Source organism: Hamadaea tsunoensis DSM 44101 (genome assembly GCF_000428945.1).
GTDB classification, from domain to species: domain Bacteria; phylum Actinomycetota; class Actinomycetes; order Mycobacteriales; family Micromonosporaceae; genus Hamadaea; species Hamadaea tsunoensis.
In genome coordinates this window covers 103779-126738 of record NZ_AUAX01000019.1, presented here as the reverse complement: position 1 = coordinate 126738, position 22960 = coordinate 103779, and the positions used below count along the sequence as shown (strand labels likewise).

General features: G+C 70.1%; 23 protein-coding genes. 13 read left to right on the top strand and 10 right to left on the bottom strand.

From position 1 onward, the window contains the following. Positions 1-16 precede the first annotated feature (16 nt). The 7 genes from macS to G401_RS0125835 all read left to right on the top strand — a co-directional run bounded on the left by macS (position 17) and on the right by G401_RS0125835 (position 4637). Positions 17-1126, top strand: a complete 1110-nt coding sequence (macS, locus tag G401_RS0125865; protein WP_027344762.1) for a MacS family sensor histidine kinase — start codon at positions 17-19, stop codon at positions 1124-1126. A gap of 4 nt (positions 1127-1130) precedes the next feature. Beyond that, positions 1131-1775 (top strand): response regulator, encoded by a 645-nt coding sequence (locus G401_RS0125860; RefSeq protein ID WP_027344761.1) that lies wholly within the window; start codon positions 1131-1133, stop codon positions 1773-1775. 322 nt (positions 1776-2097) lie between these two features. Then, positions 2098-3015, top strand: coding sequence for a helix-turn-helix domain-containing protein (locus G401_RS0125855; RefSeq protein ID WP_027344760.1), 918 nt, complete (start codon positions 2098-2100; stop codon positions 3013-3015). A gap of 30 nt (positions 3016-3045) precedes the next feature. After that, a complete protein-coding gene (locus tag G401_RS0125850; RefSeq protein ID WP_027344759.1) occupies positions 3046-3258 on the top strand; it encodes a DUF397 domain-containing protein in 213 nt (70 codons plus the stop codon). A 98-nt stretch (positions 3259-3356) separates the two neighbouring features. After that, the gene (locus G401_RS0125845; protein ID WP_027344758.1) at positions 3357-3674 is read left to right on the top strand and encodes a hypothetical protein; all 318 of its coding nucleotides are present in this window, start codon (positions 3357-3359) and stop codon (positions 3672-3674) included. Positions 3675-4126: 452 nt separating this feature from the next. Next, on the top strand, positions 4127-4318 hold the full coding sequence (locus G401_RS0125840) for a DUF397 domain-containing protein (protein ID WP_027344757.1): 192 nt from the start codon (positions 4127-4129) through the stop codon (positions 4316-4318). A 10-nt stretch (positions 4319-4328) separates the two neighbouring features. Beyond that, positions 4329-4637: a MazG-like family protein gene (locus tag G401_RS0125835; protein WP_027344756.1), complete on the top strand. Its 309-nt coding sequence runs from the start codon at positions 4329-4331 to the stop codon at positions 4635-4637. Here G401_RS0125835 and G401_RS0125830 read toward each other — a convergent pair. Then, the gene (locus tag G401_RS0125830) at positions 4630-5175 is read right to left on the bottom strand and encodes an RNA 2'-phosphotransferase (RefSeq protein WP_027344755.1); all 546 of its coding nucleotides are present in this window, start codon (positions 5173-5175) and stop codon (positions 4630-4632) included. The genes G401_RS0125835 and G401_RS0125830 overlap by 8 nt on opposite strands. 67 nt (positions 5176-5242) lie before the next feature. On the opposite strand from G401_RS0125830, the gene nfi reads away from it, so the two are divergent. Beyond that, positions 5243-5908, top strand: coding sequence for a deoxyribonuclease V (nfi, locus tag G401_RS0125825; protein ID WP_051367157.1), 666 nt, complete (start codon positions 5243-5245; stop codon positions 5906-5908). Positions 5909-5912: 4 nt separating this feature from the next. After that, complete coding sequence (locus G401_RS0125820) at positions 5913-6278, top strand: nitroreductase/quinone reductase family protein (protein WP_027344753.1); 366 nt, start codon at positions 5913-5915, stop codon at positions 6276-6278. Positions 6279-6743: 465 nt separating this feature from the next. Here G401_RS0125820 and G401_RS0125815 read toward each other — a convergent pair whose 3' ends face one another. Then, positions 6744-8105, bottom strand: a complete 1362-nt coding sequence (locus tag G401_RS0125815; protein ID WP_027344752.1) for a flavin monoamine oxidase family protein — start codon at positions 8103-8105, stop codon at positions 6744-6746. Between the two features lie 45 nt (positions 8106-8150). Between G401_RS0125815 and G401_RS0125810 the strand changes: the two genes are divergently transcribed. Next, the gene (locus G401_RS0125810; RefSeq protein WP_169734252.1) at positions 8151-8669 is read left to right on the top strand and encodes an RDD family protein; all 519 of its coding nucleotides are present in this window, start codon (positions 8151-8153) and stop codon (positions 8667-8669) included. After that, the gene (locus tag G401_RS53330) at positions 8666-10210 is read left to right on the top strand and encodes a hypothetical protein (protein ID WP_157546329.1); all 1545 of its coding nucleotides are present in this window, start codon (positions 8666-8668) and stop codon (positions 10208-10210) included. The genes G401_RS0125810 and G401_RS53330 overlap by 4 nt, the downstream gene beginning before the upstream one ends. Here the strand turns inward: G401_RS53330 and G401_RS0125800 are convergent. From G401_RS0125800 to G401_RS0125790, 3 genes are all read right to left on the bottom strand, one after another. Next, complete coding sequence (locus G401_RS0125800) at positions 10174-11025, bottom strand: TIGR03619 family F420-dependent LLM class oxidoreductase (protein ID WP_027344749.1); 852 nt, start codon at positions 11023-11025, stop codon at positions 10174-10176. The two genes, G401_RS53330 and G401_RS0125800, sit on opposite strands and share 37 nt — an antisense overlap. Before the next feature lie 146 nt (positions 11026-11171). Next, entirely contained in the window at positions 11172-12419 is a 1248-nt protein-coding gene (locus G401_RS0125795; RefSeq protein ID WP_245601841.1) for a class I SAM-dependent methyltransferase, read from the bottom strand. Beyond that, positions 12419-13837, bottom strand: a complete 1419-nt coding sequence (locus G401_RS0125790; RefSeq protein WP_027344747.1) for an FAD-binding oxidoreductase — start codon at positions 13835-13837, stop codon at positions 12419-12421. Before G401_RS0125790 ends, G401_RS0125795 begins: the two co-directional genes overlap by 1 nt. Before the next feature lie 65 nt (positions 13838-13902). Here G401_RS0125790 and G401_RS0125785 point away from each other — a divergent pair, with 65 nt between their 5' ends. Both G401_RS0125785 and G401_RS0125780 read left to right on the top strand, forming a co-directional pair. Then, on the top strand, positions 13903-15789 hold the full coding sequence (locus G401_RS0125785; RefSeq protein WP_027344746.1) for a hypothetical protein: 1887 nt from the start codon (positions 13903-13905) through the stop codon (positions 15787-15789). Positions 15790-15825: 36 nt separating this feature from the next. Continuing rightward, entirely contained in the window at positions 15826-16917 is a 1092-nt protein-coding gene (locus G401_RS0125780) for an epoxide hydrolase family protein (RefSeq protein WP_027344745.1), read from the top strand. Between the two features lie 118 nt (positions 16918-17035). Here G401_RS0125780 and G401_RS0125775 read toward each other — a convergent pair whose 3' ends face one another. The 5 genes from G401_RS0125775 to G401_RS0125755 form a co-directional block, all read right to left on the bottom strand. Further along, on the bottom strand, positions 17036-18553 hold the full coding sequence (locus G401_RS0125775) for a sugar ABC transporter ATP-binding protein (RefSeq protein ID WP_027344744.1): 1518 nt from the start codon (positions 18551-18553) through the stop codon (positions 17036-17038). Further along, entirely contained in the window at positions 18550-19557 is a 1008-nt protein-coding gene (locus G401_RS0125770) for an ABC transporter permease (protein ID WP_027344743.1), read from the bottom strand. Before G401_RS0125770 ends, G401_RS0125775 begins: the two co-directional genes overlap by 4 nt. Beyond that, on the bottom strand, positions 19554-20606 hold the full coding sequence (locus G401_RS0125765; protein ID WP_027344742.1) for an ABC transporter permease: 1053 nt from the start codon (positions 20604-20606) through the stop codon (positions 19554-19556). Before G401_RS0125765 ends, G401_RS0125770 begins: the two co-directional genes overlap by 4 nt. Before the next feature lie 49 nt (positions 20607-20655). Further along, a complete protein-coding gene (locus tag G401_RS0125760) occupies positions 20656-21741 on the bottom strand; it encodes a mandelate racemase/muconate lactonizing enzyme family protein (RefSeq protein ID WP_027344741.1) in 1086 nt (361 codons plus the stop codon). Positions 21742-21806: 65 nt separating this feature from the next. Continuing rightward, a complete protein-coding gene (locus G401_RS0125755; RefSeq protein ID WP_027344740.1) occupies positions 21807-22874 on the bottom strand; it encodes a sugar ABC transporter substrate-binding protein in 1068 nt (355 codons plus the stop codon). Positions 22875-22960: the final 86 nt, after the last annotated feature.

Genomic DNA, 22960 nt, shown 5'->3' with positions numbered 1-22960 from the left:
CGGTACGTTGTCCACCGTGGGCCTCAGGACACCTCTTTGGCGCGCCGTGGCCGTCTTCCGGTTCGCGGCGCTCTGCTACGCGGCCATTCTCCTGCTCACCTATCACCGTCAGTATTCACGGCCGTGGCTGGGCGTGGTCGTGCTCGCCGGCATGCTCGGCTGGTCGATCGTGACGGCGGTCGCGTACGCGGATCCGGGCCGCCGCCGCTGGCCGCTGCTCGGGGTCGACCTGTTCATCACCCTGCTCAGCCTGCTCGCCAGCTCCTGGGTGATCCCCCGCGACATGCTCCGCCACGGCTCGCCGACGCTGCCGATGGCCTGGGTCGCGGGCGGCGTCCTGGCCTGGGCCATCGCCGGCGGCCGCCGCTGGGGCGTCTTCGCCGTCTTCCTCGTCGGCGTCGTCGACCTCACCCTGCGCGGCTCGATCACCGCGACCACCCTCAACGGCACCGTGCTGCTCCTGCTCGCCGCGTTCTGCATCGGCTACATGATCAAGGTCGCCGGCGAGGCCGAGGCCCGCATGCAGCGCGCGACCGAACTGGAGGCCGCCACCCGCGAGCGCGAGCGCCTGGCCCGCGGCATCCACGACTCGGTCCTGCAGGTCCTCGCGCTCGTCCAGCGCCGCGGCACCGAGCTCGGCGGCGAGGCCGCGGAACTCGGCCGCCTCGCGGGCGAGCAGGAGGCCACCCTCCGCGCGCTGGTCGGCGTCACCCCTTTCCGGACCTCGGAAGGCTCCTGCGACCTGCGCTCCTTCCTCAGCCCCTTCGCCTCCGCGACGGTCACCATCGCCTCCCCCGCCACGGCCGTCCCGCTCCCCTGCGCGACGGCCGCGGAAATCTCGGCCGCCGTCGGCGCCGCCCTCGACAACGTCGTCCAGCACACTCCCCCGGGTACGCGAGCCTGGGTGCTCGTGGAGGACGAGCCGGACACCATCGTGGTGACCGTCCGCGACGACGGCCCCGGCATCGCACCCGGCCGCCTCGCCGAAGCCGCCGCGGCCGGCCGCCTCGGCATCAGCCAGTCCGTCCGCGGCCGCCTGCGCGACCTCGGCGGCGCCGTGGCCATCACGACCACCCCCGGCGAAGGTACCGAGGTGGAGCTGCGGGTTCCCCGGAAGCTACCGTGACCTCATGACCGCCCCGGTACGCGTACTCGTCGTCGACGACCATCCCATGTGGCGCGAAGGTGTCGCCCGGGACCTGACCGAGGCCGGCTACGAGGTGATCGCCGCCGTCGGCGACGGTACGCAGGCCGTCCGCGTAGGCCGCTCGCTGCGCCCCGACGTGGTGGTCCTCGACCTCCAGCTGCCGGACCTGTCGGGGGTGGAGGTGATCACCGCCCTCTGCGCCGACCAGTCGCCCTGGCGCATCCTCGTGCTGTCGGCCTCCGGCGAGCAGCAGGACGTCCTCGACGCCGTCAAGGCGGGCGCGACCGGCTACCTCATCAAGTCCGCCGGCCGCGAAGAGTTCCTGGAGGCGGTCCGGCGTACGGCCGACGGCGACGCGGTGTTCACGCCCGGCCTCGCCGGACTCGTCCTCGGGGAGTACCGGCGACTGGCCACGGCCCCGGCATCGGACGCGCCCGTGCTGACCGACCGGGAGACGGAAGTGCTCCGGCTGGTCGCGAAAGGGCTGTCGTACAAGCAGATCGCGGAGCGGCTGGTGCTGTCGCCGAGGACGGTCCAGAACCACGTTCAGAACACGCTCGGGAAATTGCAGCTGCACAACCGGGTGGAGTTGGTGCGGTACGCGCTCGAACGCGGCCTCGACTCCTGATCCACTATTAATAAAGGACCCTGAAAGATGAAGGGTCACACAAATATGCGGTAGGCAGATTTCGGCGGGAACGGTCGTCCGCACGGCCCGCGCCTGACCGAAAGTCACTCGATTGAGCGACGCGGACACCGCCTCCATCAGCATCAACACACGTGGATCTGCTGGCGAACGCCAAGGTCAGATCCAGTTGATCGAGAATCTTCGCGCGCAATCCGCATCGTCCACATAGCCAATGTCACCAGAGTCACGCGGAGTCGTGTAATTTTCAGCGTCGTAACCGCATACCCCTGATGTGCCATATAGCAGAAAGACCCCTCACCCTATGACCAGCAAGGTCGCGGCCGCCGTCGCCCGGCGGCGGATGGGCTCCACCCTCCGCAGGTTGCGGGAGACCGCCATGCTGACGCAGGGTCAGCTCGCCGAGCGGCTGCACTGGTCGCTCTCCAAGGTCCAGCGCATCGAGTCCGGCCATGTGGCCATCTCCGAAACCGACCTGGACGAACTTCTCCTCGACCTCAAGGTCGCCGACCCCGTGGTGGCGGAGGAGCTGACGGCCGACGTGCGGGCCGCCCGGCAGCGGGGTTGGTGGAGTACCTCGGTGTATCGCCTTCACCTGACGCCGGCGACGATCAAACTCTGCCAGTTCGAGACCGAGGCGCGCCGCATCCGCACCTTCCAGCCGATGATGTTCCCCGGCGTGCTGCAGACCCGCGAGATGGCCGAAAGCACCTTGGACATGTGGGCGGGGCAGATTCCGGCGGAGACGCTCACGAAGCGCTTCGAGGCCCGGATGCGTCGCCGCGCACAGGTCTTCGACCGGCCCGACCCCCTCGAATACCACCTGGTACTCGACGAGGCCGTCCTCCTGCGCAGGATCGGCGGCGCGCTGACGATGGTGAACCAGCTGACCGCCCTCCTGCGCGACATCACGGACGGGCGCATCGTCCTTCGCGTACTGCCCCTCTCCTCACCGGCGGCCTTCGGCCTGCTCGGGTCGTTCACGCTTCTGACGATGGCGGACGAGGAGATCCTCTATCGCGAGTACTGGATGTCCGACCAGCTGCAGTTCGACCCGGAGTCCGTCGCGACCTACCACGAGTCGTTCGAACGCATCTGGCAGGCATGCCTCAGTCCCGACGCGAGTACCCGGCTGCTCCATGCCCGCACCGCGACGCTGCTGTCCGATATCGACCTGGCCCGACTGCGGGAGTTCCCGCTTCCGTACGCGACGCCCGCCTGACCGGGCGCAACCGTTTCGAGGAGGACATCGGTGGCACCCACCCCACAAGACTGGCAGCGCAGCAGGCGCTGTGACTCGGGCTCCTGCCTTGAGGTCGCCTACACCAACGGAGAGGTATGGGTACGCAATTCGAATCAACCGGACGGCCCACGGCTGGCGTTCAGCCGCGCCGAATGGGAGGCGTTCCTGGGCGGGGTGGCCGACGGCCAGTTCCGGATCCTGAACGACACCGAGATCTCCTGACCGCATCACCGCCGGTGGTCCACCTCCTGCAAGAGGCGCCGACCGGGGATACCGAAGACCACGCTCTGGCTCGGAGCAATGGACGTGAAAGGACGCAGATGACCACCCGCGAGAACGACTCGGACAGCGCCGGAGAACAGCCGGCCAAAGACCCACGGCGGTTGCCCGACATCATCACGACGCTGCTTGTCGTGGTCCTTGTCTACCGGCGTGTCAAGCACGCCTCCCCGCAAGCGCTCAAGCCGGTGGCGCGACGGTCGACGGGCCGTGCGGTGGGCTATCGAGTGGTGCAGACAATCGTCCTGGGCGGGCTCGGCGCCATCACCACCCACTCGGTCACGAACGACGACCGGACCGCGACACTGATCGCCATAGTCATCGTCGTCGTGACAGGCCTGCGGCGGATACCGCGATAGCGCGAGACGACCACCATATATAGAGCGAGGGCTCTCCTTCTGCAAAAGGAGAGCCCTCTGATCTGCCTGAATCGACCACGCTCTGGCTCAGGGCAACGGACGTGACAGGTAGATGCGGGCAACCCTAACACGGGCAAATCGCACCGCCGACGGCTCAAGGTCCCCCGGCGACCGCCGAGCGGGCGCCGCCGCGCTACCAATGACAAGCGTCGGGGGCCGTCCGGGCGAGCCGCGCTGACCGCTTGAAAGCTTCTTCCGGAAGACGGCTGACTCACCGGTGGTGGGCCGGTTCCGTACGCCGAGATCACGTTCCGGTGTTCCGGCCACTGTAGACGGCGCTACCGGATCAACGACAAAGGAGAGGGGCACGTCAGCTTACGTGCCAATCAATGCCACGCCTCTTTCTCCGGCCGGTACGCGTTCCTACCCTGAGGTCACGGGAGGTGACCCACATGGCGGAGAAGAACAGCCTGTGGAAGAAGTCCAGTAGATGCGACACGAGTGCCTGTGTCGAGGTGGCGGAGATCGACGATGCCGTCGGCGTACGCCAGTCGGAGGACGGGGACCATGTCCTCATCGTGAGCCGGGAGGCCTGGCGGGACTTCGCGGCGGGTGTGAAGGACGGCGAATTCGACCGTCCGTAGAGTGCTGCCGGTGAACGAGACCACCCGGCAGGCGGTGACCGCGGCGCGTATCTGGCTCGACGGGCATGACGGCAGCTCCGACGACCAGATCACGATGCGGATGATGAAGCTGATGGAGGAGTCCGGGGAGGCCGCCGCCGCGTGGATCGGCGTACGCGGTCAGAATCCCCGGAAGGGCGTGACCCACGAGCGCGCGGACGTGGCGGCTGAGCTGGCGGACGTGGTCTTCACCGCGCTGGTGGCCATCGAGAGTCTCGGCTTCGATGCCGAGGAGGCCGTCACGGCCTGTGCCGCCAAGGTGCTTTCGCGGCTCAGTTGAGTGCGCCGCGGAACACCGTGAGGTGCCGGGCGGGAACGTGGTCGGTCAGCCAGACGCCGTTCTCGCTGCGGTAGAAGTGCAGTCCCTCGGCGAGCATCGAGGCGGTGTCGACGCAGAGCACCACCGGGGCACCGTGGCGGGCGCCGACCTTGACGGCCGTCTGCACGTCACCGGAGAGGTGTACGTGGTGGCGGCCGGCGCGGACGAGGCCCTCGATGAAGATCGAGTCCAGGTTCTGCCGGGCGGTGCCGTGGTAGAGCGCCGACGGGGGCGCGATGGGGATGAGCCCGAGGTCGACGTCGACCGAGTGCCCCTGCTGGGCGCGGATGCGGTCACCGTCGATGACGAATCGCCGCTTGTCGTTGTTCTCCACGACGTCCTCGAGGTCGGTGCGGGACAGGGGGGTGCCGGTCCGGGCGAGCCCGGTCAGCAGGTCGTCGACCGGCACCCACCCGTCGGGGGCGAGCGTGATGCCGATACTGTCAGGGCGATGCCGCAACGCGTACGCGATGCGTTTGCTCGCCTTCACCAAATCCATGGGAAAGACGGTAGAGGCGAAAAGTCACGACTGTCGCACGGATTTGCTGAGCTTTGGCTGGACAAACATGATCGAGAACTGGCCGCGTACGCCGGGCGAAGCCGTTGATCTTCAGGAGACCCTCCGCCACCAGGTGCGTACCGAAACGCCGCTGACCAGGCAACCACGGTTCGTGGCGGGGGTGGATGTCGCGTACCCGATAGCCGGCCAGACGGTCGCGGGGGCGGTGGCGGTCCTCGACGCGGCCACCCTGAATGTGGTGGAGATCGCCACGGCGACGGCCCCGACGGCCTTCGAATACGTGCCCGGGCTTCTCGCCTTTCGGGAAATCCCCGTGCTCCTCGCCGCACTCGCGAAACTCAGCGTCCGGCCGGACGTCTTCGTCTGCGACGGATACGGGGTCGCGCATCCGCGCCGGTTCGGGCTCGCCTGCCACTTCGGGCTGCTGACGGACACGCCCGCGTTCGGGGTCGCGAAGACCAGCTTCATCGGGACGCACGGGCCGGTCGGCCCGGAGCGCGGCGACCACACCGATCTCGTGGACGGTGGCGAGATCGTGGGCTCGGTCGTGCGTACGCGCAGGAATGTGAAGCCGGTCTACGTCTCGGCCGGGCACCTGATCGATCAGGCTGGGGCCCGGGACCTCGCTCTGCGGTTGACCCGGGAGTTCCGGCTGCCGGAGACGACACGCGCGGCGGACCATGCGTGCCGCGCGGCGCTGAAGGCAGACTGAGGGTATGGCGAGACTCGCGGATCTGGGCGACCAGACGTACTGCTACCTCACGACGGTCGGCCGCCGCAGCGGGCGCCGCCACACCATCGAGATCTGGTTCGCGCTCAGCGGATCGACGCTCTACCTGCTGTCGGGCGAGCGGGACCGCTCCGACTGGGTACGCAACCTGCTCGCGCGGCCGGCGGTGGGCGTGCGTATCGGGGACGAGGAGTTCACCGGGCACGCCCGGGTCGTCGCCGACGCGGCCGAGGACGCGCAGGCGCGGGAGCTGGTCAGCGGCAAGTACCAGCCGGACTACGCGGGCGATCTCAGCGAATGGAAGTCGGGGTCGCTTCCGATCGCCGTCGATCTGCCGCAGGTGCGTCTCTGACTGTCCGTCCATACTGGATGGAAATGGCGATCTTGCTCGGCCGCCCGGCTACGCGGATGCCGTCCTGATCATTTACCGCCATTACGGCAGGGCGGCGTCGGTCCTCTTGATCGGCAGGGCGGCTCGACAGGCCACTTGATCACGGAGTGCAGGCTTGATCAAGTTCCCTCAGCCTGCAGAAAACCGACCGTTTTTGCAGATCCAGGGAACTTGATCAAGCGATAGAGATCCACTTCTACAGATTCCGGGTACTTGATCACGAAGCCCCCCGGCCTCCGCGTTCGCGCACCTCACCGAGAGCTAGGGCCTGTCTCCCGGATCATCCGCGGCCCGTTGGCGGCCTCAGGCGACGATCGGCGGCGCTTGAGTCTTCGCCGACAGGCCACCAGCCTGACGACGAAGATCAAGCTTGCCGAGTCGCCGCCTGAGCCTCGCCACCGGACCACGAGATCCGGGAGGCAGGCCCTAGGGGGCGGCGGCCAGGACTTCGGTGGCGGCGCGTTCGCCGGAGCTGATCGCTCCGTCGATGTAGCCGCACCAGCGGACGGCCGTCTCCGTGCCGGCCCAGTGCAGCCGCCCCACGGGTTCGCGCAGCGCGGCGCCGACCTGGGTCCACGCGCCCGGCGGGAGGTGCGCGCCGTAGCAGCCGCGCGTCCATTCCTCCGCGTTCCAGTCGCGTTCGAGGTAGGCGATCGGTTCCAGCGCCCGCGGCCCGATGTAGCGCGCGAGCGAGGTGAGCACCGCGGTGCGGCGCTCGGCGGCGGGGGCCGTGCCGAGGCGCAGCGACGCCGGGCCGTCGAGGAACGCCAGGATGATGCCCGCGCCATGGTCCGGCGGGCTCGCGTCGAAGACCACCTTCACCGGGCCTTCGTCGCTCGCGCCCTCCGCGGACAGGCCCGCCGCGCGCCAGAACGGCTCACTGTAGACCGCGTGGCACTTGATGATGCCCCCGTGCGGCGCGCGCTGCGTCAACTGGTCGCGCATCGCGGGCAACGCCGGGGAGTACGCGATGCGCCCCGCCAGCGTCGGCGGAACAGCCACGATCACCCGGGCCGCCGTGTGCTCGCCCTGGTCGGTCACGACGGTCACGGACTGTTCCGTGTGGACGATCGAACGGACGGGCTCGTTCAGGCGTACGACAGCGCCGAGGTGTTCCGCCAGCTTGTGGGCCAGCTGCCCCATTCCACCGCGTACGCGGTCCTGCTGCGCTCCGCCGACGGTCGAGATCAGCGTTTCGAGGGTGTCGCCGCTGGCGCAGTAGAACAACGCGTGCAGCAACGACAGGTTCGACGGGATCGTGGCGAAGACCGCCTCGGTGGCGACCCGGAAGAAGTCCCGTCCCCGTTCCGTCCTGCACGTACGCCGGATCCAGCTCTCGAACGTCTCGCCGTCCAGACGCTCGGCGCGCGGCGTACGCCACGGCTCGTCGAGGTCGACGGTGCGGGCCAGACGGTCGAAGCGCAGCTGGGCCTGGCCGATGTCGGCGAGGGTGAGCGGGTCGAGCTTGGGGATGCGGCCGGTGTAGCGGCGGCCCTTGCCCCGGAACAGGACCAGCGCGGCGCCGCCGGTCGACTGCGGGTGCAGGTCCAGGCCGAACCGGTCCAGCTCGGCGCGCACGGCGTGCTGGGACGGGCCGACCCACTGGCCGCCCTGGTCGACGACGACGCCGTCGAGGCCGGGCACGGGGACGGTCAGCGTACGGCCGCCGACGCGGTCGCGGGCTTCGAGAACGCGTACGCTGCGGCCGGCCGCGGTCAGCCGATCGGCCGCCACCAACCCGGCCACGCCGGCGCCGATGACGAGGACGTCTACGTCGGGGGCTGTCATGACGGGGGATCGTACGCGAGAAAAGATCGCGATAGGGTGCGCCCCGTGATCATCGCACTCGCCGGTCCCGGCCGTCGCGCCGCCGGCTTCTTCCTCGACGTTCTCCTGTTCGTCGTGACTCTCGGCGTCGGCTGGCTGATCTGGTCGATCTGGCTGTGGTCGTCCGCGCGTACGCCGGGCAAGCAGATCCTGCGGATGCGCGTGGTGGACGGCCTGACCGGCGAGCCGGTCGGCTGGCGGCGGATGGCGTTGCGCCAGGCGGTCTACGGCATCGGGATCGCCGGGCTGTTCGGGGCGGCCACGGTCGGCGTCGGCTGGGCGATCTCGGCGGTGTTCGTCCTGTCGCCGACGCGGCAGGCGCTCTGGGACCGGCTCGCTTTCACCACGGTGGCACTGGTACCCGGGCCCGCCGCGAACCCCGCCACCGTCGCGAACCTCGCCGCCGAGGCAGCCGCCGACACCGTCCCCCTGCTCGCGCCCAGCGGAACCGAGAGGGTTCCCAGCGGCGTCAAGAAGGCCGCCGGTGGGGACAAGAAGGCCGTCAAGGCCAAGGAGGCGTCGTGAACCGGTTGTCCGCTCCTTTGTCGCTGCCCGCCCGGATCGTCCGCGTGATCGTCCTCATCGGACTGTTGCCGGCCGCTCTGCTCGCCTGGCTGGCTCTGGTCCCGACCAAGGCCGCCCCGCTGGTCGCCGCGTTCGGCGCCGCCCCGGCCGACCGGCCCACACCGGCGCAGTGCGCGCCCTATCGGAGCCCGGATCGCGTACCGGAGACGGGACATGACGACGCGGCGGCCCGGCTGCGGGTGTTCGCGATCGGCTACCACCTCGATCTGCGGCACGCGACCAGTTACGACACGTGGCGTACAGCGATGCGATGCCTGATCGAGGACACCGTCCAGCCGTTCCGCAAGCCCGGCGTCCCGACGCTCGTCGTGTTCCCCGAGGACATCGGGCTGCCCACGATCGCCGTCGGCGCGCGCGGAGCGCTGCTGCGTACGCAGGCCCAGACCCCGCTGGGAGCCGTCTCCGAGGACGTGCCGCTCGGCATGGCGACCGCGTTGGCCGAGCTGAACGTCGCGTACGCGCCGCAGATCGCCGCGTACCAGGCGAAGTTCGTCGGGGTGGACGTCCGCAAGCAGCCGTTCCTGGCGGCCACGGACACGTTCGCGCGGGCGTTCTCGAAGACGTTCTCCGACATCGCCAAGGACTACGGGATCTACGTGGTCGCGAGCAACAACATGGCGAAGTACCGGGTCACCCACAACCCGCTCGAAGTCTCCCTGTACGCCGATCCCGCCGTCCTGCCGACGAACACCGCGTACGTGGCGACCGACTCCCGGGTCACGAACACGACGTTCCTGTGGGGGCCGGACGACGTGAACGGGTCGGCGCCCGACTTCGAGCACAACCTGTTGTTCCGTAACGAGAAGGTGCCGCTGACGGACACCGAGTCGACCCTGCTCGGGCTGGACGCGGGGCCGAGCACCGGCGCGGCCGGGCGGGCGAACGCGGACGGCGTGACGGTGGCGGGGTTCAAGCTCGGCTTCGCGACCTCCCTGCCGGCCTTCCAGTACGGCTACGACTTCGGGCAGCGCCCGGCCGGTCTCGACCCGTGCGCCGACCTCACCGTCTCGTACGCGGCCTGCCAGGACTCGCTCGGCGTGGACGTGATGATCCAAGCGGACGCGAACAACGGCCGGTGGACGTCCACCGCCGCCAGCGGAGCCTGGCAGCCGCTGGAGTGGATGGGTTCGACCTGGCGGGCCGTGGCCGATCCGACCGTCCACTTCAAGTACAACGTCACCCCGATGATGACGGGCAACCTCTTCGACCTGCTCTTCGACGGGCAGAGCGCCATCACCGGCCGGGGTGCCCAGCAGCCGCCCAGGCACTACGTCGGCAACTCCTCGCTGTCCGGGTCGGACCCTTCCGCGTACTCGATATATGCGGGTGACAAGACGGAGTTCCTGGCGCTGGCCCCCTGGGCCGACCCCGACGAAGGCCGGGACGCTCTGACCGCGACCGGCGGCGACCTGGCTCCGGCGTCGGGCTCAGCGCGCGAGAACCACTACGTGGAGGCGGTCATATACGCGGACCTGTCGTGAGTGGGCGGTCCGGCCGCGACGCGTGCGAGCAGATTGTCGTACGTGTCGCGGCGGCCGTGGATGTGCTCCAGCCACCAGGTGACGCCGGCGTCGGCGTAGGCCCGGACCAGCACGGCGTCGTCGGGCGCGGAGACACCGACGAGCGCGACGTCGAAGGGAAGGTCGTCCCCGCGCAGCCGGCGCAGGCGCTGGACGTGCTCGGCGACCTTGGCCGGTGACATCACCATGTTGCCGTCCTCGTCGTCGCCGCCGGCGATCCAGCCGTCCCACTGGGCCGCGCGGCGCATGGCCCCCGACGAGTGCCCGCCGATCCACACCGGTACGCGTTCCTGCACCGGCCGCGGCGCGAGCGCGACATTGTCCACCGTGTAGTGCAGCCCGTGATGGTCGACGCGTTCGCCGGTCCACAGGGCGGTGAGCAGGTCGAGCCCCTCGTCGAGGCGCGCGGCCCTGGTCGGTGTGTCGGCCGGGTCGTCGAACGCGGCGAACTCGGCGGCCACCCCGCCGAGCCCCGCGCCGAAGACGAACCGGCCGCCGGACAGGCGGTCGAGCGTGGCGACCGCGTTGGCCACGACCACCGGACGCCGCCGGGGCAGCGCGGTGACGGCCGTGCCGAGCCGGATGCGGGTGGTGGCCTGCGCGACGGCGCTCAGGGTCACCCACGGATCGGCCGACGGGACACCCCACGCGAACGCGAGGTGGTCCCAGACGAACAGCGCCTCCCAGCCGGCGGCCTCGGCGGCGACGGCCACCTCCACCACCCGGCCCGGGTCGGCGAACTCCCCCAACGTGCAGACATCGATTCCGTATCGCACGTGAAGGAGGTTCGCACACGGGTACGACAAAACCCGCCCCAAGATCCGCCCCGCCCCCCAAGATCCCGCTTGGATCAGGGAAATCACCCGAATCATGGCCCATGATTACGTGCGAAAACCTGATCCAAACGGGATCTTGAGAACGGTCAGGCGCCCCAGTCCGGGCGCAGCGGCATGTGCGACACGTGGTCCGGGCCGAGCTTGACCCCCAGCACCTGGTGGAGCTGGATGTCGTTGCGCTCGAAGCCGATCCGCGAGCCGACCAGGTACAGCTTCCAGACCCGGGCCTTGGCCAGCCCGACCTCCTCGACCGCCTCGTCCCAGTGCTCCTCGAGGTTGGCCGACCAGTCGCGCAGCGTCATCGCGTAGTGCTCGCGGAGGTTCTCCTCGTGGCGCACCTCGAAGCCGGCGTCGTGGACGGCCGAGAGGATGTAGCCGGGGCCGGACAGCTCGCCGTCCGGGAAGATGTACCGGTTGATGAACTCCTTCTCGCGGATCGCCGGGTCGAGGTTGTCCCGCCGCGTGATGCAGTGGTTGAGCAGCCGCCCGCCGACGCGCAGCCGCTCCAGCAGGAAGCCGAAGTAGCTCGGGTACTGGGCCCGGCCGATGTGCTCGGTCAGGCCGATCGAGCTGATCGCGTCGAACTCGCCCTCGGGCACGTCCCGGTAGTCCAGGAAGCGCACCTCGGCCAGCTCGGACAGGCCGTTCTCGGCGATCGCCTTCTGCGCCCACTCGGCCTGCTTGCGGCTCAGCGTGACGCCGATCGCGCGTACGCCGTAGTGCTTGGCCGCGTGCATCACCATCCCGCCCCAGCCGCAGCCGACGTCGAGCAGGCGCATGCCGGGCTGCAGCCCGAGCTTGCGGGCGACCAGGTCGTGCTTGGTGTACTGGGCGGTCTCCAGGCTCGCGTCGAGCTCCGGATAGACCGCGCAGGTGTACGCCATCGACGGCCCGAGGATCCACTCGTAGAACCGGTTCGACACGTCGTAGTGGTGCGAGATCGCCTCGGCGTCCCGCTTCTTCGAGTGGCGCCGGCCCTTGAGGACGACCTCCTGCGGCGGGATCGGCGGGCGGCGCAGCAGCTTCAGGCCGCCGAGCGCGCGCAGTGCCTGGACGCGCTCGCGGGCCGACATGGTGAAGTCCATGTTGGTCAGGTCGCGCATCGCCAAATAGAGATCGCCATCGACGTCCAGGTCGCCCATCACGAACGCCCGTGCGAGCCCCAGGCTGCCCCCGCCGGTCGCGATGTAGTTCAGCGCCCGTGGCGAGCGGATCTCGACGGTCGCGGTGCCGGCGGGATCCCCCGCCGAACTGCCGTCGAACGCCTCGATCTTGACACCGGGCGCGTCCCCGATGAACCGCTTGACCGCCTCCGCGACACCCATGTTCGCCATCACCCCATCCGTACGCATTTCTGGTAGAGATCCGGCAAGCGACGGTCGCGGTCGTAGGCTGCCTTGACCGCGGCGTACTTCTCGCCGTTGTAGAGCCGCCAGAACTCGTCCTCGTCGTAGTGCACGGTCGAATAGAGCGACTTGTGCCCGCCGTTGGCGGTGACCGCGTCCTCGATGAGGCGATTGTGGAATCCGTCGGGCTGCCCGGGCTTCAGGTCGACGGCGGACCAGAAGCCGACGTTCACATAGAGCTCGCCGGGGTGCAGCGGGTAGAGCGGCCACGACTTGTCCCCGCGCAGGCGCAGCGGGCACAGCCAGACCGGCTCGATGCCGATCTCCCGGTGGAAGAAGTCCATGAACTTCGGCCCGTTCTCCACGGGCACCTCGACGTCCTGGATGACCGCCTCCTGCTGGGGCTGCTTGCGCAGCTTCGCCCAGCGGGACGTCAGCCGGTGCCGCCGGTCGAACGCGACGATCTTGCGGTACACGTCGGAGCGGCGGTAGCGGCGCGGCCAGAACCGCCGGATCTCCGGGTTCTGTACGCCGAACGCCCGCGAACACCAGAACCAGTCGGTGTCCCAGCGCCAGATGTAGTCGTGGATCGTCAGATAGTCGGTCGTACGCTCGCGCAGCGACTGGTAGTAGATCTTCTCGCCGGTGTAGTCGCTGGTGCGTACCGAGCCGGCGTCGCTGGGCTCGCCGTCGGCGTACACGTCGTCGTCGGTGAACGCGGCGAGCGTCAGGTACATCTCGTCCGGGCTGAACACCGTGCCGTCGACGAACTCGACCGGCTCGCCGTCGTGGCTGCCCTCCGCGCAGATCCGGGCCATCGTCGCCCAGCATTCCTCCGCGTCGGCGAACTTGACGTGCCGAAGCTTCACGTACGGCCGCACCGGCTGCAGCTCGATCTTCAACCGCAGGGTGTAGCCGAGCGTCCCGTACGAGTTCGGGAAGGCGTGGAAGAGCTCGGCGTGCTCGTTGTCGGCCGTGGCCACCACGATCTGCCCGTCGCCGGTGAGGATCTCCATCTCCAGCACGGACTCGTGCGGCAGTCCGTTGCGAAAGGAGCTCGACTCGATGCCGAGACCGGCGACCGCCCCGCCCAGCGTGATCGTCTTCAGCTGCGGTACGACGAACGGCATGAAGCCCTCGACCAGGGTGGCGTCGACCAGCCGCTCGTAGGTGACCATGCCCTGGACGTCGGCCGTGCCGGCGACCGGGTCGACCGAGAGCACCTGGTCGAACGCGGACACGTCGAGACCCGCCGGGCGCTGCTCCTTACCGCTGGAGAAGCGGAACAGGTTCGAGGTCTTCTTGGCCAGCTTCACCGGCGCGCCCGCCGGCAGCGCGGCGTACTGCGCGCTCAGGACCTGCTTCGCGCGCTCGTGCTCGGCGTACCGATCAGTAAGTCCTCCCACGGTGGCACCGTACATGCACCTGCAGCCACTTGTCAGGTAATGGTTCGATGTCGATGATTGCGCGCATGGGGGACGCACTTCCGGCATGGCTCACTGGCTCGGAACTCTTCGCGGCCCTGGTGATCATCATCACCATAGTGGTGGTCGTCCGGGTGAGCAGCTGGCTGTACTTCCGGCTGCGCTACCGCGACGGTCTGCCGCTGGTCCTGCAGCCGCCGCCCGACCCGGACGAGGCCGACCTGGTGGCGGAGCTGGCCGCGTACATCGGGGCGGATCTGAGCGGCGCGCTGGCGCCCGGCGCGCTCACCCGCGCCACGCCGCCGACCCCCACGGAGGAGCAGCTCGCCTCCCCCACCGGCTTCGTCGCCGCGATCGCCGCGCTCGCCGTCGCCCGCCGGCCGGGCCTGCACGTGCAGCTCACCCGGATCGACCGGGCCGACGACGACGATCCCGAGTGGCGGATGACCGTCACCATCATCAAGCAGCCCAGCGGCCGGATCCTCGCGTCGCAGACCATCGAGGCGCCCCGGTCCGACATCGTCGCCCACATCGGCAGCTTCTGCGTCCACCAGGTCCACGGCCAGCTCGCCTTCGGCCGCGAAACCCCCCGGTGGGAACGCTGGCACTCCGCCGACGGGTACCGGCTGTACCGGGAAGGGCTGGCGCTGCGTACCGAGGGCCTGCAGATCCAGGCGGACTCCTTCGGCCTGCAGGCGGAGGCCCACCAGCTGCGCCGGGAGAACGACCGGGAGCGCCTGGAGACCACGACCGGCCGCCGCCGCACCGAGACCGGGAACCGGCGCGCGGCCGACCTGGACGAGGCCGTGGCCGCGGCCCGGCTGCGCTGGACCGACCTGCTCGAACAGGCCGCCGACCGGTTCCGCAGCGCGTCCGTCGCCGACCCGGCCAACCTGCTCCCGCTGCTCGCGCGGGCCGCGCTGACCGAGATCCTGGGCGACCGGCAGACCTCCCGCCGGCTCTACGAGATCGCCCGCAGCCTCTGGCCCGAGCAGATCGAGTCCACGTACCGGCTGCTCACCTACGATCTGTCCCGCGGGCCGGCGCCGTCGCCCTTCGACCCCGCCCCGCTGACCAACCGCCAGGCCGCCGCCGACGTCACCCGCATGCTGCGGCTGTGGCGGATCACCGCGCTGTGGGCGCGTACCTGGCTGCCGCGCTGGTGGGCACCGGGCGAACGCCGGTACTGGGCGTCCTGGCGGCGGCCGAGCCATCCGCGTACGCCCCGGCTGACCCTGCGGTCCAAACGCAAGGACCTCCGCACGGCGGCCCGCGTCGCCCTGCTCAACGTCGAGCTGCGCCGCCTGCTGGGCGAGTTCGACGCCGTCGACGAGCGCCGGGTCCGCGTACGGCGGCTGTTCGAGCAGATCGACCGGCAGCTGTCCCGGGGCAAGTGGCGCTGGCGGCTGCGGCGGCGTACGTCCGTCGACCGGCTGCTGACCGCCCGCCGCCGGATCACCAACTTCACCATGACCCGCCAGCGCCCCAGCCGCATCGCCACCCGCGGCTGGCTCGCCCAGTACAACGCCGCCGCCTTCTACTCCACCGCCCTGCTCGTGCCGCCCGCGCTGCGCCCGCCGCTCCGCCCGCCCGCCCCCGGCACCTGGACCGACGACGGCTGGCGCCGCGGCTGCGTCCTCGCCGCGGTCAGCCACCTGGCCCACGTGCTGCGCGACCCCTACAACCAGCTCGACCCCGCCTGGCTGCGCAACGACCCCGACCTCGAACCCCTGGCCAAGGCCCTCATGGACATCGGCATCGACGGCCCGCCGTTCGCCTCCTGGGCGATCTACGCCGGCCTCGTCGGCCGCCTGCCCGGCCCCGAGAATCCTCTGCCTGTACGCGTGGACGGCCCGGACGCGTCCGTCACCGGCACGGGCGGGGCGTTCGGCGAGCTGCTCCGCCGTATGCGCCGCCGCCGTCGTGGCCGGTAGCGCGATTTTGTCGGTGACCCGGGCTAGGTTCGGCGTATGGAGCCGTTCCGGATCGCTGTCTCCGACGAGGTGCTGCACGACCTGGCCGACCGCCTGGCCCGCCGCCGACCGCAGAGCCCGCCCGTGACCGGCGGCGGCGAATCGGCCGCCACGGTCGCCGAGATCGACCGGCTCGTCGCGTACTGGGCGGACGGCTTCGACTGGCGCGCGCAGGAGCGCAGGCTCAACGACCTCCCCCAGTTCCGCGCGACGGTCGACGGCGTCGGCCTCCACTTCGTCCACGTACGCGGCACCGGCCCCGATCCGACCCCGCTCCTGCTGACGAACGGCTGGCCCAGCTCCTTCATCGAGTACGCGACGGTCATCCCGCTCCTCGCCGCGGCCGGCTTCTCCGTCGTCGCCCCGGCGCTGGTGGGCTACGGATTCTCCGATCGCGGCCTTGACCGGCGGCTGACCCGCGTGGAGATCGCCGCACTCTTCGACAAGCTGATGACCGAGCAGCTCGGATACGCCCGCTACGTCGCGCACGGCGACGACATCGGCGGCGGCATCGTCAACCGCCTCGGCATCCACCATCCCGGGACGGTCGCGGCGGTCCAGAGCGCCAACTGGATCATCCCGCCCCTGCCGGCCGACGCCGACGAGGCCGAGCACGCGTACGTGGCCGCCGACGCGGAATGGCACCGCAGCCTCGGCGGATACTCCCACGTCCAGGCGACCCGGCCGCACCTCCTGGCCGAGGCGCTGAACGACTCACCGCTCGGGCTGGCCGCCTGGATCCTGGAGAAGTGGCTCACCTGGAGCGATCCGGCGACCCGGGGCCGGCTGTCCGACGACGACCTCCTCGCCAACGTCACGCTCTACTGGATCACCCAGACCATCGGCAGCTCCGTACGCCTCTACGCCCTCGCGTCGCCGCCCACGCCGACCGACGTGATCACCGTTCCAGCCTCGGTCCTCGTCCCCCACGAACCGGACCTCCCGATGCCGCCGGACGCGTTGCTGCACCGGGGTTACGCGGATCTCCGGCGGATCTCCCACGTGCCGGCCGGCGGTCATTTCCTGGCCGCCGAGGCACCGGAGACGTTCGTGGCGGAGATCGAAGCCGCCTTCGCCGACTTCCGCTGACTTCGTGATCGTCCCGGCTCCGTGATCCCGTTGGGATCAGGGAAGTCACCCGAATCATGGCCCAAGATTCGGGTGACTTCCGTGATCCAAGCCGGATCTTGGGGAGGGGCAGCGGGGTTCAGTGAGGGGCGGCCGGGATGAGAGGGGTGTGGATGAGGCGGATGATGGACTGGCTCATGCGTTCGTAGTCGCCGTCGTTGGGCAGCTCGCCGCGCAGCCGGAAGCCGGCCATCACGCCGATGCGGTCGGCGAGGGTGACGATCTCGGGCAGGTCCGACGAGATGAGCAGGATCGCCATCCCCTGCCCGGCCAGGCCCGCGATGAGTTCGTGGAAGGCGGCCTTGGTGCGTACGTCGATGCCGACCGTGGGCTCGTCGACGATGAGGATGCCGCAGTCGGCCGCGAGCCATTTGGCCAGGCTGACCTTCTGCTGGTTGCCGCCGGACAGCTGCCCGGCGAGCTGTTTCGGGGTGGCGAGCCGGATGCCGAGGCGCTGGCGGTAATCGTCCACAAGGGAGGCTTCGGCCCGGTCGCGGATCAGGCCGAGGCGTGTCAGGCGGTGCCAGACGGTCACGCCGATGTTGCGGGTGATCGGCTGTTCCAGGAACAGCCCCTCCTCTTTGCGGTTCTCCGTCACGTAGCCGATCCGGTGGCGGCGCAGCGCCTCGCCGACGCCGGAGATGCGTACCGGGGTGCCGTGGACGGAGACGGTTCCCGCCGTGACGGAACCGAGGCCCAGCAACGCTTTCGCGAGCTCCGTACGCCCGGCTCCCACCAGCCCGTACAGGCCGTAGATCTCGCCGGGCGCGACGTCGAACGAGACGTCCGCGTGGCCGTAGGAGGTGGCGACGTCCGTCAACGACAGCGCCGCGGCGTCCGAGGAAAGAGGCGTACGCGCGGCCAGCGACACCGCGGCGTGGGCCCGGCCGACCATCAGGTCGACGACCTCGTCCCGGGTGTACGCCGACAGCGGCTGCCCTTCGGCGACACTGCGCCCGTCCCGCAGGACCGTGACGGTGTCGGCGACCGCGAAGACCTCTTCGAGTTTGTGGCTCACCAGCACGACCGCGTGGCCGCTGCCGGTGAGTTTGCGGACGATCGCGTACAGGCGGTCGGCCTCGTCGCCGGTCAGGGAGGCCGTCGGCTCGTCGAGGAGCAGGACGCGGTTGTCCACCGACAGCGCCTTGGCGATCTCGACGAGCTGGGCCTGCGCCACCGACAGGGTGGACACCGGCGCGTCCGGGTCCAGGTCGAGATCGAGCAGGTCGAGGCAGCGCCGCGCCTCGTCGCGTACGCGAGATCGTCGCACCACCCCGAACCGCCGGGGCAGATGGTGCAGCACGATGTTCTCGGCCACGCTGAACTCGGTGACGAGATTGCGTTCCTGGTGCACGACGCCGATCCCGGCCCGCAGCGCGTCCAGCGGGCCGGTGAAGTGCACCGGCTTGCCGTCGAGTTCGATGGTGCCGCCGTCCGGGCGGTAGACGCCGGTCAGGATCTTGACCAGGGTGCTCTTGCCGGCACCGTTCTCGCCGAGCAGGGCGTGCACGCTTCCGGCCGCCAGGGACAGCGAGGCGCCGTCGAGCGCGCGTACGCCGGGGAAGGTCTTCACCAGACCCGAAGCCGAGAGAATCATGACGTCCTCCGGGACGAGCCGGCCGAGGTGGCCGGACGGGAGGGGCGGGACGCGAGCTTGCCGCGGACCGCGCCGATGAGGACGACGCCGAGCACGACGGCGCCGACGATCAGGTCGACCCATTGCTGGCCGATGCCGAACTGGGCGCGGGCCACGTCGACGAGCCGGACGAGGAACGCGGCCAGGCAGGTGCCGGTGACGCTGACGACGCCGCCGGCGAGCGCGACGCCGCCGATGATCGGCGCGGCGAAGCTGGGCAGCAGCAGGTCGTCGCCGATGCTGGCGTTGACCGAGCCGGACAGCGCGACCGTGAGCACGGCGGCGACCCCGGCGAGCAGGCCCGACAATGCGTGCGCGAGCAGGATCGAGCGGTCGTTCGAGACACCGGAGAGCCGTGCGGCGAAAGGACTCCCGCCGCTGGCGAGCAGGTGCCGCCCGGCCACGGTACGCGCGAAGAACAGCCCCACGCCGATCGCGACGACCACGGCCACCACGAAGACGACGGGCAGCCCGAGGATCGAGGCGCGGCCCAGCCGGACGAGCCCGGGTGAGTAGTCCTGGAACGTGTCCGGCCCGTGTACGCCGTACCGCAGACCCTCGATGATCGTCATCGTCGCCAGGGTCACGATGAACGCGTTGATCCGGGTGAAGACGACGAGCAGGCCGTTGACGAGGCCGACGAGGGCCCCGAGGGCGAGGGCGGCCAGGACGGCGAGCCAGGCCGGCAGGCCCGCCTCGATCATCAGCCAGGCCGACGCCATCGCGCAGAAGCCGGTCAGCACCCCGACCGACAGGTTCATCTGCCCGATCGCGAGTACCACCATCTGGGCCAGCCCGATGACCATCGGGACGGCGAGGAAGCGGAAGAAGGCGGCCAGCGTACCGGCGGAGAGCATGTTGCCGCTGGTGGCGATCGTCAGCCCGACGAAACCGGCGAAGGCCACCACGCCCAGGGTGAACTCGGAGGTCCGGAACACACGCGGGGAGAAGGCGACGGCGGTCATGCCCGGGCCCCCCGCCGCTCGGCGAGGACGTGGCGGACCCGGTCGAGCGAGAGCGCGACGATGAGCACCAGCCCGATGTACAGCTTGAGCTGGTCGACCTGGAACTGGAGCAAGTTGAGTCCCTTGTAGATGACCTGGGTGATGGTGGCGCCGAGGAAGGTGCCGAGGACGCTGACCGCGCCGCCGACCAGCAGGGTGCCGCCGAGGACCGGGGCGAGGAAGGACGGCAGCAGGAACGCGTCGCCGATGCCGGCCGAGAAGGCGCCGTTGTTGACCGCCAGCAGGAACCCGGCGAGGCCGGACAGCAGCCCCGAGAGGGCGTGCGCCTGGACGACGCGTCGGCCGACCGGGATGCCCGACAGCTCGGCCGCCTTGACGCTGGCGCCGGTCATGAGGATCTCCCGGCCGGTACGCGACCAGCGGAACAGCAGCCCGACCAGCAGCGCGGCCACCACGGCGATCGGCACGATGAGCGGGACCGGCGGGCCGCAGACGTTGCCGGCGCAGTAGTCGGCGAACGTGTCCGTACGCAGCGCGGCCATGCCGCCGGGCTGGGCGCCGAACGAGACGCCGTCGGTGGCCTTCGCGTACAGCAGGGAGACCAGTCCGACAAGGGCGAAGTCGAGGGCCAGGGTCACCACGAACGAGTTCACCCCGGTACGCGAGATCACCAGTCCGGCCAGCGCTCCGAGCCCGGCGCCGACGGCCAGGCCGATGAGCACGTCGACGACGAGCGGCGTACCGAGTTCCTGGTACGCGAGCCCCATCGCGAAGGCGCTCATGGCGGCCATCCGGCCGACGGCCATGTTCATGTGGCCGAGGGAGAGGACGGCCAGCTGGGCGAGGCCGACGACCACGTACACGCTGATGTCGGCCTGCATCGGGACGAGGGTGAAGTCGACGTCCAGAAAGGACGGTCGCAGCGCCGTGAACAGGACGACGAGCACCACCAGCAGGACCAGCAGGCCGAGCCGCGGATTCGCCCACAGGGGCAGGGAACGCGCCCGGGCCGCCGGAGCCTCCGGCGGCGTCTCCAGCAGGGCTGTCATCGCGCTCTCCGATCGATCGCGTCGGGGCGCCGGGAGGAAACCAGGCCGATCACTGCACTCTCCGATCGTCGATCGCGTCGCGGTCCCAGTCGATGCCGAGGCCGGGGACGTCGGGGGCCAGGGCGTGCCCGTCGCGTACCTCGATCTCCCGACGGGTGATCGCCCGCAGCTGCGGTATGTGTTCGAGATAGCGGCTGTTGGGGACCGCACAGCACAGGCTGACGTGCAGCTCCATCAGGAAGTGCGGGCACACTAGCAGGTTGTGCGCCTGCGCGAGGTGCGCGATCTTCAGCCACGGCGTGATGCCGCCGACCCGGGCCACGTCCGCCTGCACGATCCCGACCGCGCCGCGGCGGATGTACTCGGCGAACTGCGTGACCGAGTACATCGACTCGCCGACGGCCACCGGGACGCTCGTCGCCGCGGCCAGCGCCGCGTGCCCGGAGATGTCGTCCGCGGGCAGCGGCTCCTCGAACCAGTAGGGGTCCGACGGTTCCAGCAGCCGGGCGCGCCGGATCGCCTCCGGGGCCGTCAGCGACTGGTTGGCGTCGACCATGATGTCGAACTCGGGGCCCACCGCGGCGCGTACCGCGGCGAGGCGCTCCGCGTCCGCGACCGGCGAGCGGCCCACCTTGATCTTCACGCCCGGCCAGCCCGCCGCCTGCGCCGCGCGGGCGCCCGCGACCAGCTCGTCCGTCTCCAGGTGCAGCCAGCCGCCTTCGGTGTCATACAGGGGTACGCGGTCCTTCGCGCCCCCCGCCAGCACCCACAGCGGTACGCCGGCCGCCCGGCAGCGCCAGTCCCACAGCGCGGTGTCGACGGCGGCCAGCGCGAGCGAGGTGATCGCGCCGGTGGTGGTGGACCGGTTGGCGGCGAACAGGTCCAGCCAGACGGCCTCGACGCGGCGCGGGTCGGCGCCGGTCAACCGGGGCAGGAGGCTGTCGCGCAGCAGGGCGAGGACGGCCCGCCCGCCGGTCCCGATGGTGTACGCGTAGCCCGTACCCGTCCCGCCGTCGTCCACGGAGATCTCGACGAACACGGTCTCCTGCTTGACGAACGACTGCACGGCGTCGGTACGCACCGTCTCGACGGCCACGTCGACCAGACTGGCCGTGGCCTGGGTGATGCGCGGCACCCGGGTTCCTTCCACGAAGTCTCGAAAGGGGCCCGGCCGGTGGGAGTGGCCGGGCCCCGGTTGGATCACTTGCAGGTGAGGTACTGCGCGTCGAAGTCGGACTTGAGGGAGTCCGTCTTCGCCTGGCGGTCGGTGTCGTAGCTGTCCACATTGGCCTTGGTGACCACGAACGAGCCCGAGTCGACGACCACACCGGGGGTCTTCATCGTGCAGCCGCCGGCCAGCTTCATCAGCGCGTATCCGCCGACGTAGGCCTGCCCGACGGGGTTCTGCAGCACGGTCGCGGCGACCGAGCCGTCCTTGACGCCGGCGATGATCGTCGGGTCGTCGTCGATCGCGATCACCTTGATCGGCAGCCCCGCCTGCTTGACCCCCGCCGCGGACGCGACCGCCGGGTTGTACGCGGTGTTGACGATGCCGTTGATCTGCGTACCCTTGGCCGCGAGCAGGTCGGCGACGGCCTTCTGCGCGGTCTGCAGGTCGGTGTCGATGTCGGTGATGGTGTCGATGACCTTCACCTTGCCGCCGGCCTCGTCGACCGCCTTCTGTACGCCGGCGATGCGCCGCTGGGTGTTCGAGTCGACCTTGTTGCCGGTCAGGTGGACGAGGTTGCCCTGGCCGCCCATCGCCTCGATCGCCGCCTTGGCGGCCTTGTACGCCGCCTGCTGCACATCGGTGGACAGGCAGAAGTCGGCCTTGTCGGTGTCGCCCGCGGGACAGGAGGCGAGCGAGCCGACCACGAAGCCCTTCTGCTTGAGGTTGTCGAAGGTGTTGTTGATGTTCTCCGGGGCCACGCCGAAGATGCCGAAGGCGTTGTAGCCCTGGGCGGCGAGCGACGTGAGGACGTCGTTCTGCTTCGTCTGGTCCCAGCCGGACGTCTCGTTGAACGTCACGTCACCGAGGCCGAAGTCCGTCTTGGCCTTGTCACCGGCCGCCTTCCAGGGCTGGAAGTACGGGTGGGCGCCGCCCGGGACGAGGGCGAGCTTCACCTGTGCGGGGGTGAGGGTCTTGCTGCCGGACGACGCGTCGTCGCTCTTCTTGGTGCACGCCGAGGTGGCACCGAGAGCGAGCACGAGTATGGCGACGACCGAGCCGAGCCGCGCCGACGGTCGGAGGACCGCATCCTTGCTCATGACCCATCCTTTTCTACAGATCCTTGCGAGGGATCGTGGATCCTATAGGATATTGCTTGAATGTGTACTCGGTAACATCCCCGCCG

Excerpts from the sequence above, each read along its gene's own strand:
- G401_RS0125765 (WP_027344742.1), bottom strand. The coding sequence starts at position 20,606 with ATGACAGCCCTGCTGGAGACGCCGCCGGAGGCTCCGGCGGCCCGGGCG.
- G401_RS0125755 (WP_027344740.1), bottom strand. The coding sequence starts at position 22,874 with ATGAGCAAGGATGCGGTCCTCCGACCGTCGGCGCGGCTCGGCTCGGTC.
- G401_RS0125845 (WP_027344758.1), top strand. The coding sequence starts at position 3,357 with ATGACCACCCGCGAGAACGACTCGGACAGCGCCGGAGAACAGCCGGCC.
- G401_RS0125855 (WP_027344760.1), top strand. The coding sequence starts at position 2,098 with ATGACCAGCAAGGTCGCGGCCGCCGTCGCCCGGCGGCGGATGGGCTCC.
- G401_RS0125780 (WP_027344745.1), top strand. The coding sequence starts at position 15,826 with ATGGAGCCGTTCCGGATCGCTGTCTCCGACGAGGTGCTGCACGACCTG.
- G401_RS0125815 (WP_027344752.1), bottom strand. The coding sequence starts at position 8,105 with ATGACAGCCCCCGACGTAGACGTCCTCGTCATCGGCGCCGGCGTGGCC.
- G401_RS0125830 (WP_027344755.1), bottom strand. The coding sequence starts at position 5,175 with ATGGATTTGGTGAAGGCGAGCAAACGCATCGCGTACGCGTTGCGGCAT.
- G401_RS0125840 (WP_027344757.1), top strand. The coding sequence starts at position 4,127 with ATGGCGGAGAAGAACAGCCTGTGGAAGAAGTCCAGTAGATGCGACACG.
- G401_RS0125795 (WP_245601841.1), bottom strand. The coding sequence starts at position 12,419 with ATGGCGAACATGGGTGTCGCGGAGGCGGTCAAGCGGTTCATCGGGGAC.
- nfi (WP_051367157.1), top strand. The coding sequence starts at position 5,243 with ATGATCGAGAACTGGCCGCGTACGCCGGGCGAAGCCGTTGATCTTCAG.
- G401_RS0125770 (WP_027344743.1), bottom strand. The coding sequence starts at position 19,557 with ATGACCGCCGTCGCCTTCTCCCCGCGTGTGTTCCGGACCTCCGAGTTC.
- G401_RS0125860 (WP_027344761.1), top strand. The coding sequence starts at position 1,131 with ATGACCGCCCCGGTACGCGTACTCGTCGTCGACGACCATCCCATGTGG.
- G401_RS0125820 (WP_027344753.1), top strand. The coding sequence starts at position 5,913 with ATGGCGAGACTCGCGGATCTGGGCGACCAGACGTACTGCTACCTCACG.
- G401_RS0125785 (WP_027344746.1), top strand. The coding sequence starts at position 13,903 with ATGGGGGACGCACTTCCGGCATGGCTCACTGGCTCGGAACTCTTCGCG.
- G401_RS0125775 (WP_027344744.1), bottom strand. The coding sequence starts at position 18,553 with ATGATTCTCTCGGCTTCGGGTCTGGTGAAGACCTTCCCCGGCGTACGC.